Source organism: Desulfosarcina sp. BuS5 (genome assembly GCF_028752835.1).
Classification (GTDB): domain Bacteria; phylum Desulfobacterota; class Desulfobacteria; order Desulfobacterales; family BuS5; genus BuS5.
The window spans coordinates 3176538-3195097 of sequence record NZ_CP087952.1 but is presented as its reverse complement, the minus strand read 5'-3'; the positions used below and the strand labels follow the sequence as shown (position 1 = coordinate 3195097).

13 protein-coding genes are annotated in these 18560 nt (G+C 41.4%); 6 read left to right on the top strand and 7 right to left on the bottom strand.

Annotated elements, in window-relative coordinates; all coding sequences use genetic code 11:
- The first annotated feature begins 168 nt into the window (after window positions 1-168).
- On the top strand, window positions 169-1344 hold the full coding sequence (locus BuS5_RS15530; protein WP_027353315.1) for an acetyl-CoA C-acetyltransferase: 1176 nt from the start codon (window positions 169-171) through the stop codon (window positions 1342-1344).
- Between the two features lie 27 nt (window positions 1345-1371).
- Window positions 1372-2223, top strand: coding sequence for a 3-hydroxybutyryl-CoA dehydrogenase (locus BuS5_RS15525; RefSeq protein WP_027353316.1), 852 nt, complete (start codon window positions 1372-1374; stop codon window positions 2221-2223).
- A gap of 91 nt (window positions 2224-2314) precedes the next feature.
- Here the strand turns inward: BuS5_RS15525 and BuS5_RS15520 are convergent, their stop codons facing one another.
- From BuS5_RS15520 to BuS5_RS15510, 3 genes are all read right to left on the bottom strand, one after another.
- Window positions 2315-3466 (bottom strand): acyl-CoA dehydrogenase family protein, encoded by a 1152-nt coding sequence (locus BuS5_RS15520; protein ID WP_027353317.1) that lies wholly within the window; start codon window positions 3464-3466, stop codon window positions 2315-2317.
- Window positions 3467-3660: 194 nt separating this feature from the next.
- Window positions 3661-4779: a hypothetical protein gene (locus tag BuS5_RS15515; protein WP_027353318.1), complete on the bottom strand. Its 1119-nt coding sequence runs from the start codon at window positions 4777-4779 to the stop codon at window positions 3661-3663.
- A complete protein-coding gene (locus BuS5_RS15510; RefSeq protein ID WP_027353319.1) occupies window positions 4776-6419 on the bottom strand; it encodes a CTP synthase in 1644 nt (547 codons plus the stop codon). Before BuS5_RS15510 ends, BuS5_RS15515 begins: the two co-directional genes overlap by 4 nt.
- A 531-nt stretch (window positions 6420-6950) precedes the next feature.
- On the opposite strand from BuS5_RS15510, the gene BuS5_RS15505 reads away from it, so the two are divergent.
- The 4 genes from BuS5_RS15505 (at window position 6951) to BuS5_RS15490 (ending at window position 13601) form a co-directional block, all read left to right on the top strand.
- On the top strand, window positions 6951-7712 hold the full coding sequence (locus BuS5_RS15505; RefSeq protein ID WP_027353320.1) for a TetR/AcrR family transcriptional regulator: 762 nt from the start codon (window positions 6951-6953) through the stop codon (window positions 7710-7712).
- A gap of 239 nt (window positions 7713-7951) precedes the next feature.
- Window positions 7952-8332 (top strand): CGGC domain-containing protein, encoded by a 381-nt coding sequence (locus BuS5_RS15500; protein ID WP_027353321.1) that lies wholly within the window; start codon window positions 7952-7954, stop codon window positions 8330-8332.
- Between the two features lie 167 nt (window positions 8333-8499).
- Window positions 8500-10242, top strand: a complete 1743-nt coding sequence (locus tag BuS5_RS15495; protein ID WP_035264663.1) for an autotransporter assembly complex protein TamA — start codon at window positions 8500-8502, stop codon at window positions 10240-10242.
- Window positions 10239-13601: a translocation/assembly module TamB domain-containing protein gene (locus tag BuS5_RS15490; RefSeq protein WP_027353323.1), complete on the top strand. Its 3363-nt coding sequence runs from the start codon at window positions 10239-10241 to the stop codon at window positions 13599-13601. The genes BuS5_RS15495 and BuS5_RS15490 overlap by 4 nt, the downstream gene beginning before the upstream one ends.
- A gap of 68 nt (window positions 13602-13669) precedes the next feature.
- Here BuS5_RS15490 and BuS5_RS15485 read toward each other — a convergent pair whose 3' ends face one another.
- From BuS5_RS15485 to BuS5_RS15470, 4 genes are read right to left on the bottom strand one after another with little or no spacing between them, the layout of a single operon-like run.
- Window positions 13670-14632 carry a DUF4340 domain-containing protein gene (locus BuS5_RS15485; RefSeq protein WP_027353324.1) on the bottom strand — a complete coding sequence of 321 codons (963 nt, stop codon included), beginning with the start codon at window positions 14630-14632 and terminating at the stop codon, window positions 13670-13672.
- A 14-nt stretch (window positions 14633-14646) separates the two neighbouring features.
- Window positions 14647-16830: a Gldg family protein gene (locus BuS5_RS15480; protein ID WP_035264666.1), complete on the bottom strand. Its 2184-nt coding sequence runs from the start codon at window positions 16828-16830 to the stop codon at window positions 14647-14649.
- Window positions 16831-16850: 20 nt separating this feature from the next.
- Window positions 16851-17555, bottom strand: coding sequence for an ABC transporter permease subunit (locus tag BuS5_RS15475; protein ID WP_027353326.1), 705 nt, complete (start codon window positions 17553-17555; stop codon window positions 16851-16853).
- A 1-nt stretch (window position 17556) separates the two neighbouring features.
- The gene (locus BuS5_RS15470; protein ID WP_027353327.1) at window positions 17557-18495 is read right to left on the bottom strand and encodes an ABC transporter ATP-binding protein; all 939 of its coding nucleotides are present in this window, start codon (window positions 18493-18495) and stop codon (window positions 17557-17559) included.
- Window positions 18496-18560: the final 65 nt, after the last annotated feature.

The following is an 18560-nucleotide window of genomic DNA, read 5'->3' as shown; positions in this document are numbered from 1 at the left end:
TACTTTTGAAGTGATATGAAGGATGCCGGATATATGATAAAATACTGGGAGGCTTGGAAGCTTTATAGTCTCCCAGCCTTCCAGCCTCCCATCTTTTCAGCATCTAATCCTGCAAGTTAATAAGATTGATTTGTTATCACTCAAAATATTATGAAGGAGAAATTGTAAATGAAAGAAGCAGTCATTGTAAGTGCAGTGCGGACTCCCCTGGGGAGTTTTGGCGGCTCATTAAGCAAAATCGGCGCCACAGATCTTGGCGCTATAGTTATTAAGGAAGCAGTAAAGAGGGCCGGAATCAAAAAAGAAGACGTTGATGAAGTACTGATGGGGCAGGTACTCCCCTGCGGTTACGGCCAAAATCCTGCCAAACAGGCTGCAGTAAAGGCCGGTATGCCATGGAAAGTCGAGTGTATTACGGTTAACAAGGTTTGCGGATCTTCTTTAAAAACCGTTATGCTGGCAGCCCAGGCGATTCAGGTAGGCGATGCCGATATCCTTGTTGCCGGAGGCATGGAATCTATGAGTATGGCACCATATTATCTGGATAAAGCTAGAACAGGGTACCGTATGGGTCATGGCGCTATTAAGGATCATATGATCAATGACGGTTTGTGGGATATTGTCAATGATTTTCATATGGGTATATCGAATGAACTCTGCTCTGAAAAATATAATATCAGCAGAGAGGATCAGGACAAATTTGCTGTGGAATCTTACCGCCGCGCGCTAACTGCCATAAAGTCCGGCAGATTCAAGGATGAAATTATACCGGTTGAAATACCACAGCGCAAGGGCGATCCTGTTATTTTTGAGGATGATGAATGCCCGCAAGAGACTTCTTTGGAATTGCTGTCCAAAATGAAGGGCGCTTTTAAAAAAGGCGGAGTAGGCACGGCCGGCAATGCCTCCATAATAAGTGACGGAGCGGCTGCAGTTGTAGTTATGTCAAGAGAAAAGGCAGAAGAGCTTGGATGCGAAATCCTTGCGACAATAGGCGCACAGGCGTCATTTGCTTTGGATATGAAATATGTTCTTGTTGCACCTATCTGGGCAATTCCCAAGTGCCTTAAAAAAGAAGGGATTTCCATTGATGATGTAGATCTTTTTGAGGTAAACGAGGCATTTAGCGGATCAAGTGCGGCAATAGCACAGGAACTAAAACTTGACGGAAGCAAGGTTAATGTCAACGGCGGCGTTGTAGCGCTTGGTCATCCTATCGGTGCCAGCGGGTGCCGCGTTTTAGTTACATTGCTTCATGAAATGATAAAACAGGATAAAAAAACAGGACTGGCCTCACTCTGCCTCGGAGGGGGAGAGGCTGTGTCCATGATCGTTAAAAGATAACTTTTAATCACTTAAGGAGATATTGATATGGATATTAAGACTTACGGCGTAATCGGCGCAGGTCAGATGGGTAATGGCATCGCTCAGGTCGCATCAATGAGCGGCCTTAATGTTATTATGAATGACATTAATACTGAATTTGTAGAGCGCGGCATGGCAAATATTACCAAGATACTTGGTAAAAATGTGGACAAGGGCAAAATAACGGCGGATGAGAAGGATGCCGTACTTGGCCGGATCAAGACCAGTGTGGCCCTCAAGGATATGGAGGAGGCGGATTTTGTTGTTGAGGCTGCCACTGAAAATGAGCCGATCAAAATGCAGATTTTCAAAGATCTGGATGAGATATGTAAACCGGACACGATACTGTCGACCAACACTTCTTCAATTCCCATCGGACGTATTGCAGCCCAGACAAAAAGACCGGAAAAGGTCATTGGAATGCATTTCATGAATCCCGTGCCGGTTATGAAGCTTGTTGAAATCATAAAGGGGATTGCCACATCAGAGGAAACATTTAAAACCACATGGGACCTAAGCCTGAAATTCGGCAAGACTCCGGCTGAGGCCAATGATTATCCTGGTTTTATTGCTAACCGGATTCTGCTTCCGATGATTAATGAGGCTGTTTTCTGCCTGTATCATAGCGTGGGAACTCCTGAAGCTATTGATACAGTTATGAAATTAGGCATGAATCATCCCATGGGGCCGCTTGCCCTGGCTGATCTTATAGGTCTGGATACATGCCTTGCAATAATGGAAACACTTTACAATGGATTTAAAGATTCCAAGTATCGTCCTTGCCCCCTCCTTAGAAAATACGTTGAGGCCGGATGGCTTGGCAGAAAAACCGGGCGAGGATTTTATAATTATAGATAGTTTTAAAGGTGGTAGAGACGCAAAATCTTGCGTCTCTACTCCAACGACCGATAACGCAGTGAAATTATTTATGTGACAATCTATATATATATTATGAAATGATTTTGCCCAATATCTCGTTTGCAATAACGATTCTTTGTATCTGATTGGTTCCTTCGTAAATTGTTGTGATCCTGGCATCTCTGTAATAACGCTCTACCGGATAATCCGTCAGGTATCCATATCCGCCGTGAATCTGGATAGCCTCGCCGCATACCTCCTGTGCAATATCAGTAGCATAACATTTTGCCATGGACGCCTCAAGGGCACAGCTTTCACCCCTGTCTTTTTTAGATGCTGCGTTCAATATCAACAAACGGGCCGCTTCGACTTTCATCTTCATATCTGCGATCATGAATCTTATTGCCTGATTTTCAGCAATAAGCCGGCCAAACTGTTTTCTCTGTTTTGCGTATTTTATAGTCTCACCCAAAGCAGCCATTGCTATTCCGCACCCTATGGATCCGACTCCGATTCGGCCGTCTTCAAGGCTTGACATGGCAACCATAAATCCTTCGCCCTCTTTGCCAAGCATTCTTGATGCAGGAACCCGGCAGTTTTCTAATATGATATCAGTAGTGTCGGAACCGCGTTGGCCCATCTTGTCTTCAACCCTGCCCACTATAAATCCGGGCAGACTCTGGTCCAGTAAAAATGCCGTCATTCCTTTGCTGCCGGCAGCGGGATCTGTTTTTGTTATGGTTACATAGACCCCTGCATTTTTTCCTGTGGTAATAAACCGTTTAATGCCATTGATTATATAATCATCTCCATTTCTTTCCGCCGTAGTCCCCATTGACTGCGGATCAGAACCGGCTTCTGGTTCAGTCAGGCAAAAAGCACCGATAAATTCTCCGCGAGCCATAGGTTCAAGCCATTTTTTTTTCTGTTCTTCTGTTCCGAATTTCTGGATGCTTCCACAGCCAATTGAATCATGTACCGACATAATAACAGCACAAGAAGCATCTGCAGCGGCAATTTCCATCAGGGCCAAGGCATACGATACAGTACCTGCATCATCACCGCCATACTCTTCTTTAACAAGCATTCCCAAATAACCGAGTTCGCCCATTTTTTTTAATGCTTCAGCAGGGTAGCTATGTGTTTTGTCGTTTTCCGCAGCCTGTTCAACCAGTTCCTTTTGTGCAAATTCCCTTGTCATTTTTTGTACCATCAATTCTTCTTTGGTAAGTTCAAATGCCATCAATTATTCCTTTCTTGTATATATTTTTGTAACCGTTCACGGTTTACAGTTATCAGTTCACGGAAGGATATTCCAAAGTTTATGTTTCGCAAACTTTTAACACAAAAATGGGCAAACCTCTTCCCCTGTGGCAGACAGGTAACAGATTGAAATGATTTAAGTGGGAATTTACATAAAGCTTCCCGGCCTATCCTTCAACCTGACTCAACTACAATTTCTTTAACTTCTTCTTTTGTCACACACCTGTCGGCCTCGGCGCTTTTATCCTTAATCCTGGCAACAATCTCTTGCAGGTATTTTTTTTCATATCCGATCTTATGCAGCTTAAGATAATTCTCGACAAGATGTTTCCCGCATAGAACGTTAAGATAAAATTCCTGATCTGCAGCCAGGCCGAATTGCCCAATACCATGGGTTCCGGCAACATGGGTCATAGAGGAATTTCCGAAAAAAGGAGTGTTGTCGTTCAGTAGTTTAATCCCCGTCTTTTGGTAACATACTGAATCGACAAACTCATAATATTCCCTGAAGATATCCTCTTTTTCTGTTTCAAGATTTAAATCAAAACCCTGATCCTTTAAATTTTTACCGGTGATAAAAATATCGCCGATCCCGTTTCTTTCACCTATTCCGAGGGCCGAAACTTCTATGATTGAAGCTCCTGCCAGAATACCCATAATCGTATTGGCAGTGGCCATACCAAGATCATTATGACAATGTATCCCGATTTGAGTATTTTTCCCTGCCAGACTACTTATAATTTTTACCCGTTTGCAGACCTGATTAGGCGACATTAAACCTGATGTATCCGGAAGGGAAAGAATATTAATTTTTAAATTGTTGATTAAAAAAACAGCGCATTTTTTTAAGAGTTCCATATCTGTCTTGCCTATATCGAGAAGACTTACTTCGATACTTGGCTTTTCGACTTTCGATCGTATAAATAGAACAGTATCTTTCAATGAATTAAAAATGCTTTCGACACTTTGTCTCGAAAGCATTTCAGCAGTAAAAGAAGTATGCAGGTTAAACTCTTCGAGGCCAGTTTCCACCATCCGGCTTGCATCCTTAACAAGCGCCCGGCACAACCCGGAAATACGGATATTGTAATTCCGCCTGGAAGCCTCATGGTATATTTTTTTTATATGCCTGATTTCGGATTCATGTGCAGGAGGATAGCCGGCCTGGGATATATCTACTCCCAGGGCCTGCTGAAACTCCATAATTTTCAAACGCTCAGCATAGGAAAACATGAGCCCACGATACTGCATGCCTTCTCGAATTGTCTGGTCAAAAACTATTATTTTTCTCATTGATTATTTGATTCGACCAGTACAACCTTGATAAAATCAGTAAAAAGTGGGTGCGGTGCCATGGGGCGGGATTTGAATTCCGGGTGAAACTGGCATCCCAAAAACCAGGGGTGCTCTTTGACTTCTATAATCTCAACCAATTCTTTATCAGGGGAAGTTCCGCTTACAACAAGCCCTTTTTCTTCAAGCCTCTCCATATAAATGTTGTTGAATTCATACCTGTGACGGTGACGCTCCGAGATATCGATTTTATTATATACCAAGTGTGCCAAAGTTCCTTCTTTTATGCAGCAAGGATAAGCGCCCAACCGCATAGAGCCGCCTTTGTCGGAATTCATATCCCTTTTCTGTATGGTTTTGGTCCTGTCATCATACCATTCACTCATCAGATAAATGACAGGATCAGTTGTATTTTTATCGAATTCCGTGCTATGGGCATACTCCAGGCCTGCAACATTGCGTGAAAATTCTATCACGGCTATATGCATGCCAAGGCATATTCCGAAAAATGGCACTAATTGTTCCCGGGCGTATTTTGCGGCGCAAATTTTCCCTTTAATACCGCGAGGCCCGAATCCCCCGGGAACCAGGATTCCGTCTGCTGTTCCAAGAATCTCCCTGCAATTATCGTCGGTTATATTCTCGGAATCGATAAATTCAAGATTAACTTTGCAGTCATTTGAAATTCCTCCGTGATACAGGGCTTCGTTCAGGCTCTTGTATGATTCCGTCAGATCCGTATATTTTCCGACTATCGCAATGGTGACAAAGTGTTCGGGCTCCTTGAGCTTTCTTACAATATTTTCCCATACCTGAAGCTTTGGGGCCCTGGTCCATATATTTAGGAGCTCGACAATTTTATCATCAAGGCCCTCTTGATGAAAGAACAGCGGCACTTCATATATGCAATCAACATCCTTGGCGGTAACAACGGCATCAGTGCTCACATTACAGAAAAGAGCTATTTTATCCTTAATACTTTCTGAAAGAAATCTGTCCGTGCGGCATAAAAGAATATCAGGCTGTATGCCTATGCTTCTCAGTTCTTTGACGCTGTGCTGGGTAGGCTTGGTTTTAACCTCTCCGGCAGTTGCAATATATGGAACCAGGGTGAGATGTATATAGATAACATTCTCTTTTCTTGCATCCACCTTAAATTGCCTGATAGCCTCAAGAAACGGCAAGCTTTCTATATCACCGATGGTACCCCCGATTTCAACGATGACTACGTCCATACCCCCGGCAACCAGTCTGATGCTGTTTTTGATCTCGTCCGTTATGTGGGGAATGACCTGAACCGTCCCTCCCAGATAAGCGCCTTTTCTTTCTTTATTTATAACCGAGTAGTAAATTTTACCGGTGGTAAAATTGTTGTTTCTCCCCAACTTGGCGGTAGTAAAGCGCTCATAATGGCCAAGGTCCAGATCTGTTTCAGCTCCGTCGTCTGTTACAAAAACCTCGCCGTGCTGGAAAGGATTCATGGTGCCGGGATCAACATTTATGTAAGGATCCAGCTTTTGAATAGTTACAGTAAGTCCGCGGCTCTCAAGGAGAGCTCCTATGGCGGCTGACGCCAGTCCCTTACCGAGTGAAGAAACAACACCGCCGGTAACAAATATAAATTTAGTATTATTATTCATAAAACGACCTTATTAATTATATTTTCCAAACAGGAGTGAAATAGATATCTGTTTCCAGATAAATAATTTCACTGCGTTATCAGTAAATCTATAATTAATATGAACATTTTATCCTTCTGGCAAGGTTTTATTCTGCAAAACAAAAACCCCCAAACCTGGAAGTCCGGTTTGGGTAAATATAAAGATATGAAGCTGAAAATAGATAGCACATTTAAAGGTATAAATTTCCCAATCAAGTTACCAATGATTCACCATAACTAACTGCCCGTTTAATCATTGTCAAGATTTTTTAAAAATTAAGCGAACAGAATCAATCAAAAAATTATTTTTTTTGTTGACTATAAAGCATATATATGATCATTTGTAATCAACTTTTGTAATCTTTCAAAAGCCTCCTCTTCCCCAAAAGACAATAAAACATCCATATAAACAAATAAGCAAAAATCGTATCTCCCTTCAATTCCTTTGGGAACGCTTAAATTTAATTAAAACCCAAGCAGGGAGACAATTCAACCGCTTAAAGGTAGTAATTTGAATAATAATAATAATTTCAGGGTGCTGGATAAGAGTTTGCGGATAAAAAGAATTATTAATACCGCCACTGAACTCTTTCACAAAAATGGATACAGGTCCACCACCCTTGAACATGTAGCCAAAGAGATAGGGATAACCAAAGCTGCATTATATCATTATGTTTCCAGCAAAGAGAACCTGCTTTCAATAATTTATATTAAGGCACTTGAGAGCATTTTCAAAAATACAAATAAAATCGCTGAGATGAATCTTCCTCCGGATGAAAAGATGCGTCTTATTATAAGTAACCACGTTAAAAATATCAGCATAAAGTCACTCTCTATTCTTTCTGTTTTTTTTGCTGAGGAGAATCAGCTTTCACCGGCGGATTTTAAAGGGATTAAGGCTGAAAAAAAAAAATATAACCAAATTTTAGAAAAAATTATTGGGGAAGGTATCGACCAGGGAGTCTTCAGGGATACTGACACCAAGCTGCAAACATATGGAATACTTGGGATGTGTAACTGGATATATAAATGGTATAATCCGGAGTATACTCCTTACAAACCCGACCAAATAGCCGACCATATAATAAATCTCCTTGAAAGAGGTTATCTTGCATCCGAAACCACAGCAGGCCGAGCCCTAGAGAAAAACAAAATGGAGAAGATCATGGATAAGGACGGAGGCGGCAAAAAAAGAGCCTTCAAGGAATTAAAAGCGCAGTGCCGGTTTTTGATTGATCTCATAGACAATATGGATAGCGACAGCAATCTATAGCCAGGCTTTGGGGCCAGGCTGGACAAAACGTAAGAGCGGCAGCTAAAGAGATGAACGTTTTACCAAACAATTTAATTGATAAAATCCTTGATAAAGTGATAAAGGAAGGTTGGTGGGATGGTGTAATAGCTTTTTCAGATGTGAAGACAATCTCCACCTTTTTACGAGAGTAAAATTGTTTGTGTGGCAGTCCATGTTATTAAATAATCAAAATTCTGCAATAAATAAGGAGGTTATAAATGACAAATGTAGCCATTATCCGTTGTGAAAAAAATATGGAAAGATGTCCTTTGACAAGCTGTTTTCGATGCCTGAATGAAAAAAAGGAGGGCTTCGCAAATTACGAAGATTGTACCCTGACTGGTGTTTTTACATGTAAATGCCCGGGTGATGTAGCAGTCGATTTATCAAAAATTCTCAAGGCCAAGGGCGCTGAGGCAGTTCACTTCTGCACATGTACTTTTGCTAAAAAGACCGATGCAGGCTGGTCTGACAAAGATGGCGGGTTTTGCGAAAACATTGATAAAATCCTTGAAAATATCCACAAAGAAACAGGTATTCCATGTATTAAAGGCACTGCTCACCTTCCCAAAGATTATAAAATCAAGACTATACAATAAAGAGATGGGAATAAATCGAGCACCGCTCTGAAAACTTGTTATAACATAAAGCACCGATATCCTGCATAGCAGGAGATCGGTGTTTTACTCTGCCGGGAAGTTGAATTACCATTTTAGTACCCACCAATACTTTCTGCCACTATGCCTCCATTATTTTAATTGGCAAAGTGACAAAAACGTTTATTAATTATGCTCTTGCACTTACAATTACCCTCCTTAATATTCAACCTGCACATGCGGCGATTAATATAAACGTCTCCGTTAAAGGCGTCGAAGGTGATATCAAAAATAACGTTTTTGCTTTTTTGAGTATAGAACAACAAAAGAAGCATCCGGATATGACGGAGAGCCTGATGAAAAAGCTTCATAAAAAAGCCCCCTATGAAATCAGGCAGGCACTTCAGCCCTTTGGATATTATCGGCCTTATATTCAGGCAGAAATTCTCCTTAAAGAATCAACCTGGAATCTTTTCTACAGAATAACCCCGGGTGATCCTGTTATCATCGACAATGTTGAAGTCTCGATCACAGGAGAAGGCCGGAATCATAAGAGTTTCAAGAGATTTATAGAACATATCCCGGTTAATAAAGGAGATATATTAAACCATGAGCAATATGAAAAGGCCAAGCGTCTCCTTCAAGATACAGCAATAAGTTTTGGATTTTTTAAAGCTCAAATGCTTAAAAGTAAAATAGAGGTGCATGCAAAAAAAGGGATCTCAAATATAATCCTTAACTTTAACACGGGACCGCAATTTCGTTTCGGCAATGTGACTTTTTTTCAGAACGTTTTCAGTCATGAATTCCTTGCTCGTTTCATACATTTCAAAAAAGGTGAGCCCTATGTAGTATCCAGCATACTTGACCTTAAGAACGCCTTGAATAACAGCGACTATTTCGAGTCCGTAGAGATCACACCCCATATTGATCAGGCTGAAGATCTTGAAGTGCCCATAGATGTTAAACTTGTTCCACACAAACGAAATAAATACACGTTTGGTCTGGGTTTTGGAACAGACACCGGATTCAGAGGAAGCGTGGGGTGGGAAATAAACAGAATAAATAAAGCAGGACAACGGTTTGGCATTACATTAAAGAAATCGGAGATCAAATCAGGTGTCACCGGGGAGTATACTGTTCCTCTCAAAGACCCGCGCACTGACAGTCTGGTCTTTGCGTCCGGGCTCTTAAGGGAAGATACGAAGACAAGCTTTAGTGAGAAAATCTTTAGCAGCATGCGGTTCAATCACGTTATAAAGGACTGGAGGGAGTCGGTATACATTAACTATGAAAGGGAAGACTTTGATGTTGCCGATGATGAAGGACTGACCACCCTCCTTATATCGGGAATCAGACGGACAAAAATATGGGCGGACAATCCTGTTAACACAAAACGTGGACTCAGGTTATGTCTTGACATCCGCGGTGCCCATGATTCGATTATATCGGATTCATCCTTTCTGCAATTGCGGTCACAACTGAAATGTATACGTAGTTTGTGGACCGGCGGCAGAATTATCATGCGCGGCGAAGGAGCAACTTCTATAGTAAGTGACGTCTCGGAGCTGCCCCCATCTATCAGGTTTTTTGCAGGAGGAGATCATAGTATACGTGGTTATGCTTATAACTCACTCGGCCCGGAGGATGGAAACGGCGATATTACGGGCGGCAAGCATCTTCTTGTCGGGAGCATTGAATATGAGCAGAAAATACGGGGAAACTGGAGCGCTGCTTTATTCTATGATGCAGGGAATGCAATGAATTCGATTTCGGACACCATGGAGTCGGGAGCAGGGTTTGGTTTACGGTGGAAGTCGCCTTTGGGACCAGTGAGGATTAACCTGGCTTTCCCGGTGTCCGAACCGGATAAAGGCTGGCGTATTCATTTAGTTGTGGGGCCTGATTTATGAAACGGGTTTTCTTAATAACAGGTACATTAATTATTATTCTATTTATCACAGGAATTCTCTACCTCATACATTCCGAAGCAGGATTGCAATGGCTGATAACCAAAGCTATACATTCCGTTGACGGATTATCCATAACGTCTGCACAGGGCAGGCTTTCCGGGCCTATGAAAATAAGGGGCATAATTTATAAATCGGGTAAGTCGTCATTCGGCATAGATGAGATTGCGCTGGATTGGAAAGCTTCCAGGTTCATGCTTTTAGAGGCCCATTTCTCCAACCTGAAAGTAGAAGGAGTCACTATTATTACTGCCGGACAAACCGGACCGGCTGCACCAGCCGCATGTTTGCCGGAGGTCAGTATCCCGCTGAAAATTGTACTTGAGAAAGCGGTTATTAACAATATCTCCATTATGCAAAGCGGTAATCGGAATCCTGTTAATATTCAAACAGTTTCACTAAAAGGGCGTATGGGCCCCAAGGCCATAAGAATTAATCAACTGGATATAGAAATGCCCGAACTTACTCTTGCCGCAAAAGGATGGCTATCTCCCACCGGGGATTACCCGATGAGCATCTCCACATCATGGAAAATACGTGCCCCGGGATATGAAGAGATATCAGGGCACGGAGAAATTGCCGGCACGTTTAAAATGCTCAAGATAAAACAGGAAACAACATATCCATTTTCATCTGATATAAAGGTGAACATCAGTAACATAATAAAAAAACCCAGTTGGGAGGGAAACCTTGCTGTCCGGGAATTCAATACGTTAATCCTCAACAAGAGATGGCCTGACCTGACTCTTTCCGGCGATATCAGCGGGCATGGATTCGGCACGAATGCAAACATTTCATCTCTTTCCCTTCGTATACTTGACGGCATAGTTACAGGCAAGGGCTCTATGGGCTGGGAACCTGATATAAGCTGGGCATTTAATATAAACTCTGAAAGCCTTAATCCGGGAATTCAGTGGCCGGAATGGCAAGGAGCAATGGATGTAACCCTTCATTCCTCAGGGCAATATAAAAAGGGGGCACTCACAGTCAAACCGTCTGAAGTGACTGTAGAAGGGGATTTAAGAAACAGGCAGTTAAAAGCGCAAGCGCGATTTTCTGCGAAGAACTCACAACTGGAGTTGGCCGGCCTGGAAGTCAGCTCAGGTAAATCACATTTGTCCGCCTCAGGTAAAGTGGCCGATACATTGTCACTAAAATGGAAAGCGCAAATAGGTGATGCAGGAGACCTGATGCCTACATTAAAGGGAGTAATCGAAGGCAGCGGTTCCGTCACGGGCAGCAGATTTTATCCTTTAATCAAAGGCACTATCAACGGAAAAGCAGTCTCCTATAATAACTACAGTGCTGAAAGCATTAAGACCGTATTTGATATCGACACGAAAGATGAAAGAGAATCATTCATAGATATAAGTGCGGCCAAGCTCCTGATTGAACGACAAAAGTTCAAAACTGTTTCTCTTAAAAGCAACGGTCTGGTTTCGGCTCATTCCATTTCAATGGATGCGCTAATGGATAATCAAAGCATGGCCATCTCGATTACAGGAGGATACAGGGATGAAGTATGGGACGGACGATTTAACAGTGCCGTAATTAATGCCGGTAAATTCGGCAAGTGGTCTCTCAGGGAACCTGCTTCTTTATCCGTATCCATGGATAAGGCTTATTTTGAATTTCTATGCATGGTTAGCAATGAAACTGATATCTGTTTCCAAACTTCATGGGACAGGACTGAAGGTTTTAAGGGGAAGTTCTCTTTAACTGATCTGCCCCTTTCAACTGTAAAAACAATTCTTCCTTCACCCGTTGACGCTGAGGGTAATATCAGTGGAGGCGGCGAAATAGCAAAGACTCCGGCAGGAATAATCTCAGGAAATATTTCGCTGATTATGCCTTCAGGGAAATTACATTATGAGGCGGATGATGAGCCCGTTGATATTGCGCTTGAAAAATCGCGAATAGATATTATCATGGATGGGAAAGCTTTGGACGCAAATGCCGAAATAATATTCCCTGACAGGGGACATATAAAAGGCGGACTAAATCTTCCCCGGTTCATGCCGGGCACAACGGATACGGCTAATCAGCAAATCATCGGCCATGTTACAGCAGAGCTTAATAATCTTGACTTAATTCCTGTATTTATAAAACAAGTAAATAAAACTTCAGGACTTGTAGCGGCACGGGTCAATATTGATGGAACATTTGCAGAGACAGCCATAACAGGTGACATGACATTGCATGAAGGGACGGCCGATATTCCTGACCTGGGCTTGAAACTAAGGGATATCAATGTAAACCTGAAGGGTGATGAAAGAGGAACATATACAATCGAAGGACGGCTATCATCCGGCAGCGCTCAAGCAGCCCTGCATGGAACAATAGGACTGCATAAAGAAAAAGCCCCTTCAGTTGTTTTACGGATTCAGGGTAAAAATTTCGAGGCTGTTAAAATACCCGGCACATGGCTAATCGTATCACCTGATATTGATTTGCGGATCAAAGACAAAACGATTAACTTTGCAGGCTGTCTGAAAATTCCAAAGGCCAGACTGGAACCTCAGGATATGTCGGAAGCCGTTTTACCTTCAAAAGACGTAATAGTCCTGGATATGCCTGTGAGTGAAAAAAAGGCGGAGTGGTCCGTAAAAGGCAAACTCAGACTATCACTCGGTGATAATGTTAAATTCAGGGGTTACGGACTCAAATGCCGCATAACCGGAGGTATTAATCTGACGGAGCAGCCCGGCAAGGTTACGCAGGGTCATGGTGAGTTGCAGATAATTGATGGGGAATACAAGGCCTACGGGCAGGACCTTACAATTGAAAAAGGCCGGCTTATCTTTGCAGGGCTTATAGATAATCCCGGGCTTGACATAAGGGCCTTCAGAAAGATAAAGGATGTGACCGCCGGTCTAATTGTTCAGGGGACCCTCAAGACACCCACACTTGACGCCTACTCTGTACCCCCAATGGATGAATCCAACGCGCTCTCTTATGTTCTCTTCGGACGGCCCATGAAGCAGCTTTCGGACTCTGAGGGAAACGAGCTTTACGGAGCCGCGCTTTCCGCAGGTCTGAGCGCCGGAGGATTCATTGCACAAAAAATCGGAGCCGCTTTCGGTGTAGAGGATATTGAAATCGAAAAGGGCGAAACACCGGAACAGGCCACGCTATTTATTGGAAAATATCTGTCGCCTGGATTGTATCTAAATTACGGCATCGGCCTGTTCGAACCTGTCAGCACCATCCGCCTCCGTTATAAGCTGAAGAAAAAACTGCATGTACAGACGGAATACGGGCTGGAAAGCGGCGGCGATATACTGTATATAATTGAGAAGTAAAGAAGAATTATATCTCCTTGACTTTCCTTTGAAATTTTCTCACTGCAATCAAAAATATCACCCCAGGACTATTTTTTTTCAACTATTTCCTCAGGATCTATCATAATATTTTCAGCCTGGTACTTCGTGAGAAAGAAGGGATATTCCGTTGCGGAGGATATGCAGGGATATTCCGTTGCATCTTCACCATGCATGGGAAAAATTAAAAGTTTGTTCTCTTTTGTTCCTTTTAATATTATAGTAAAAATTGGATCTTTAAAATCATCCTTAGTTTTATTCTCTATATATTGTTTACATTTTAAACCGGACAGCTTGCCAAGAAGCTCATCTATCTTTGATTTTATGCATATTTTACCATCATCAGTCTGCCAGACTTTAGTGGTTGATTTATGCTCAACCTCCTCTTTTTGCTCGTTATTTTTTTGCTCTTTATTCTGAACATCTTTTAAGGCTAATGCAATATTTGCATTGCCTTTATCGATATTAATTGCGCTGATTTCATTTTTTTCAAATGATAATACCAGCGTATCTCTTAATTTATCTTTTGTCAGATCAAAGCTGCTTCTAAAATCCCCTTCTGCATGATAAACCGGACCATCTTTTTCAAGCTTGATAAAGGTGTGTCGGTAAGATGAGGCGGTTTTCCCGATTTCGCACAGGCGTTTTAACTTATCTTTATTCCATGCCTTAATAGTGATCTTTTTTTCATCATTCAAATCATACAGATTATAATTTTTTAACTGGGAAACAAGGGCTGTCACTTTGATATTCTTGAGACTGTCGAGCATCCTGTTAATTTTATCCTTATCGGCCGGATAACCTTCCGGGTCAATATACCAGTTACCCGATTTTTTTTTCAAAATAATATCGGAGTTTATCGCGGCTATTTCAAGTTTGGTTATCTCCGTTTTTTCTATATCCGAAATCTCCGGCAATTTGTAATTTGTCTTATCTTTTTTATGCATAAAGACATATAAAGAGAGAACTATTATTAACGCTATGAGGATTATATTTGTTTTGTATCTTTTCATTGCGAGCCCTTTGGTTATTTATTAAATATAATACTAATCTGTTTCTTCCTGGCAACCCTTCTCAACAGGATAATGATTCCGAACAAAACTACAAGCAATGGCAGACCTGCTATATTAATGGTCTTGACAAATGTTTTGACACCCTGCCCAATGTCATTCTTCAGAGGATTCAAGCGTTGCTCTTTGCTTCTAAGAAGAGAAATATCAACATGGTTATTAAGATAATCTATAACATTCATGATGAATATGCCTTCACGGCCCTTACCCGCTTCATCAAGCAGGGTATTTTTTAAAATTTCAGAAGATCCGATAATGAAAATTTTACCCGCCCTACCCTTTTCAAGGAATTCACCTTGGCGTGTAATTTCGGCCTGATCTTTCCCTTGATCTTTTTTGGACTTATATTTTTCAGCATCTTTTTTATCCATCACCCTGACGGGTACCGGTTTTCCGGCAAAATAACTGGGAAAACGCCCTTTGATCAAGTATGCCAGGGGGAAACTCTGCATATCGCCGGGCGGTGGAGGGGATGGGAGAAGCATGGGGTTCAAGCTTATCCGTTCGCTCATTTCCCAGGAGTTTTCGGATGATGATATCAGTTTTACAGCATTGAGGCCGTTTTTGTTTATTTTTTCCAGATCAATTTCTACCGGAGCGACTTTTAAAGTGATCAATTCATTTATATTCCTCATAAAATCAAGATCGTTGTTTATAAATTTGTTTTCTATAACAGGCGCAAAATAAATCGGTTTTTCACCACCGCCGAATTGAGCCGGAACTTTCTGTTTGAAACATGTTTTATCGAGTACATAGGATTTTCCCAGGCCGACTCCATAGTGGTCAAGTAGCTTTTCAAGACCGGTATCCAATTCAACAAATTGCGGATTGGCGCCGAATCTCATATTGTTCTGCCCTTCAGGCATAACCTCTTTGAAGGGATCCAGAAATAGAGCCAGATTTTTTCCTTTCATCAAAAATTGATCGATCTGAAACAATTCGTAATCTGTAAACTTTTTTTTGGGGTGGGCTATGATAAGACAGTTTATATTTTCAGGAATATTTTCATAATTCAAATTTACATCCCGGATTGAATAATTTTGTGATAATAAATTCCTAAAATTGGAAAGCTCGGATTTTACCTGCGTTCCCATGGGGCCTGACGGAGTCTCTCCGTAAATTTGCAAAGTGTCATGATCGGTCAGGTAGCCGATATCTTCATTAATACCAATCATGGTGCTAACATTCTCGTCAATGCTTTCTTCAATACTCTTCAGGTCAACTATCTGATAACGTATACCTATCATAGGTATCTGTAAAACTTGGAGAAGAGGGAGCTGAGCCGCTTTACCATTATATTCCATGACAAGACCGATGGCTCCTGTTCCGGCCTTAATGCCTGCTTTCGCAATGTCAGGCCATTGAAGTTTTAAGATTTGATAGTGCTTGACGGCATCTTCAAGCCGGGTATCGCCCATTGGGTCGAGTTTAATGAACTCAAGCTTGTCATAATTCTTTTTATTAAGTTTTTTAACCATGCCCTCGACCTGCGCATTCAATCCCGGCAGATCAGAAATCCCCATATGAGGAGCAACCTCATATAAAGAAGATGACAGAAACAGCTTTATCTTTATTTTTTCAGGCAGTAACGACAGGGCACTTATTTTATTATTCATTTTTTGAATTGTTGTTGTAAGCTTGTACTCAAGTCCGTTTGTTGATGTAATTGTCTGAATTTTTTCAATAAGATCACCATGAATTATCACAAGACCCATATATGCCTTTTTGAATTTCAATTCATCCTTTTCCACAATCTGAATCTGCACCGGGGTTATCCCGTAGTTTAACGCCATTTTCCGGTTTCCTTGAGTTTCAGAATCCAGTCCATCATCCTCAGGGCTGACATCATAAAACTGGTAGTTGAAGTTTTGATTGGCATCTATTGAATATTCTTCGAGCATATCATGCAGATACCGTTCTACATTATTATACGGGGCAGGAAGATTTTTTGTGAAAAACACCTTAATAGTCAGTGGCTCCGAGAGTGTTGAGCCGACTCTTTGGCTTATGTCGGAAAGGGAATATATCCCGTTCCGGGTCAAATCTATTCTGAAAAAAAGAGTCATGCCTGCAATATTAATAAGGAGTATGACAATCAGATATATTACAAGGTTAATATATTTTCCGGGAGTTCTATTCATGCTAATTCACCATTTCTCCGTTATTTTTTATTTTGTAGCGCTATATGTGAACAGTAAAGCCCGATAAAAGCGACACTTAAGAAATAGATAATATCCCTTGAATCCAAAATCCCTTTGGAGATATTCTTAAAATGGAAATCCGCCCCGATATTTTCGAGAAAGCAGAGGATATATTTTGGAAAAAAAAACAGCATCTTGTCAATTATCGTCAATGCAAAACAGATTGCCACACCAATAATGAAGGCTATGATCTGATTTCGTGTCAATGATGAAGCAAATAGCCCTATAGCGGAAAATGCCGCGCCAAGCAAAATGGCTCCGATATAGCCCCCTGCAACAGGCCCCCAGTCGAGGCTGCCAAGGAAAGATATCGACACCGGATATAAAATAGTAGGAAGAAGCATGGCAGCAACAAAACCAACACTTGCAAAAAATTTTCCTAATATTATATCTCCGGATGTAACCGGAAGAGTAAGCAAAACTTCATATGATCCCACACTCATCTCTTCGGCAAAAAGTCTCATTGTTATTGCAGGAATTACAAAAGAAAAAATGATTGGAAGGAGTGTAAAAAAATTTCTTAGATTGGCCTGATCGTAAATGAAAAAAGTCGTAAAAAAGAACCAGCCAGTCACCAGAAGGAAGATGGAAATCACAATATATGCTATGGGCGACACAAAATAATCTTTAAATTCTTTGATAAATATATGCCTGATTTGACTCATATCACTGCTCCATGGTTAATTCGCGGAAAATTTTTTCAAGAGTTTTTGTATCCTGATGCAATTCTAGCAGAACCCAGTCGGTCGCTTTAATTTTTTTATAAATATTTTCCATCAGATCTGAAGATGAGCGGCAGTATAGTTTTATCCGTACAATATCATAATTACCGTTATCATCAGGTTTAATCCGTACAATATTGTTATCGGCGCTGAACAAATCCTTCACGGACTCAAAATCCGGACCTTTAAGAGCTATGCTTACGGAAGATTCGCTTTGCCCAGACCCTTTTAAACTTTGGGCGCTGCCGTCAGCAACTATTTTTCCCTGATTTATTATAACAATCCTGTCTGAGGTAGCTTCGGCTTCGCTGAGTATATGGGTTGAAAAAATAATGGTTTTCTCTTTGCCTATCTGTTTGATAATTTTACGAATTTCAACAATCTGGTTAGGATCCAGCCCTGAAGTGGGTTCGTCTAGAACAAGTATTTCGGGGTTGCTCATCATCGCATGGGCAAGCCCTGTCCGCTGTTTATATCCCTTGGATAGCTCTCCGATTGATTTGTGCATTACCTCATTAAGACCGCACAAATCCGAAAGTTCGCGAATTCTGGTCAGTTTTTTGTTACTCTCGATCCCTCTTATATCCGCCACGAAGTTCAAATAATCAAATACCAGCATATTATAATAAAGGGGCGCAGATTCCGGCAGGTATCCTATAAGGCCTTTAATTTGCAGCAGGTTTTCATCTATATTATATCCATTGATCCTTATGCTGCCGGATGTCGGCTTTAAAAAACCGGTAAGAATCCGCAGGGTTGTTGTTTTACCGGCGCCATTCGGCCCCAGCAATCCAAGTACCTCACCCTTGTTGATATCCAGATCTATCCGGTCCACAGCGCGCAACTCATTATAATATTTAGTCAATTTTTTAATATGGATCATGTTCGCTTACCTTTCATTTGTGAACATTTAATTTACAGCCATAATAACTATATTTTTTTTCTTTT

Coding starts and splice junctions, on each gene's coding strand:
- BuS5_RS15530 (WP_027353315.1), top strand. CDS start 169: ATGAAAGAAGCAGTCATTGTAAGTGCAGTGCGGACTCCCCTGGGGAGT.
- BuS5_RS15475 (WP_027353326.1), bottom strand. CDS start 17,555: ATGAGTCAAATCAGGCATATATTTATCAAAGAATTTAAAGATTATTTT.
- BuS5_RS15485 (WP_027353324.1), bottom strand. CDS start 14,632: ATGAAAAGATACAAAACAAATATAATCCTCATAGCGTTAATAATAGTT.
- BuS5_RS15515 (WP_027353318.1), bottom strand. CDS start 4,779: ATGAGAAAAATAATAGTTTTTGACCAGACAATTCGAGAAGGCATGCAG.
- BuS5_RS15520 (WP_027353317.1), bottom strand. CDS start 3,466: ATGGCATTTGAACTTACCAAAGAAGAATTGATGGTACAAAAAATGACA.
- BuS5_RS15510 (WP_027353319.1), bottom strand. CDS start 6,419: ATGAATAATAATACTAAATTTATATTTGTTACCGGCGGTGTTGTTTCT.
- BuS5_RS15500 (WP_027353321.1), top strand. CDS start 7,952: ATGACAAATGTAGCCATTATCCGTTGTGAAAAAAATATGGAAAGATGT.
- BuS5_RS15525 (WP_027353316.1), top strand. CDS start 1,372: ATGGATATTAAGACTTACGGCGTAATCGGCGCAGGTCAGATGGGTAAT.
- BuS5_RS15490 (WP_027353323.1), top strand. CDS start 10,239: ATGAAACGGGTTTTCTTAATAACAGGTACATTAATTATTATTCTATTT.
- BuS5_RS15470 (WP_027353327.1), bottom strand. CDS start 18,495: ATGATCCATATTAAAAAATTGACTAAATATTATAATGAGTTGCGCGCT.
- BuS5_RS15480 (WP_035264666.1), bottom strand. CDS start 16,830: ATGAATAGAACTCCCGGAAAATATATTAACCTTGTAATATATCTGATT.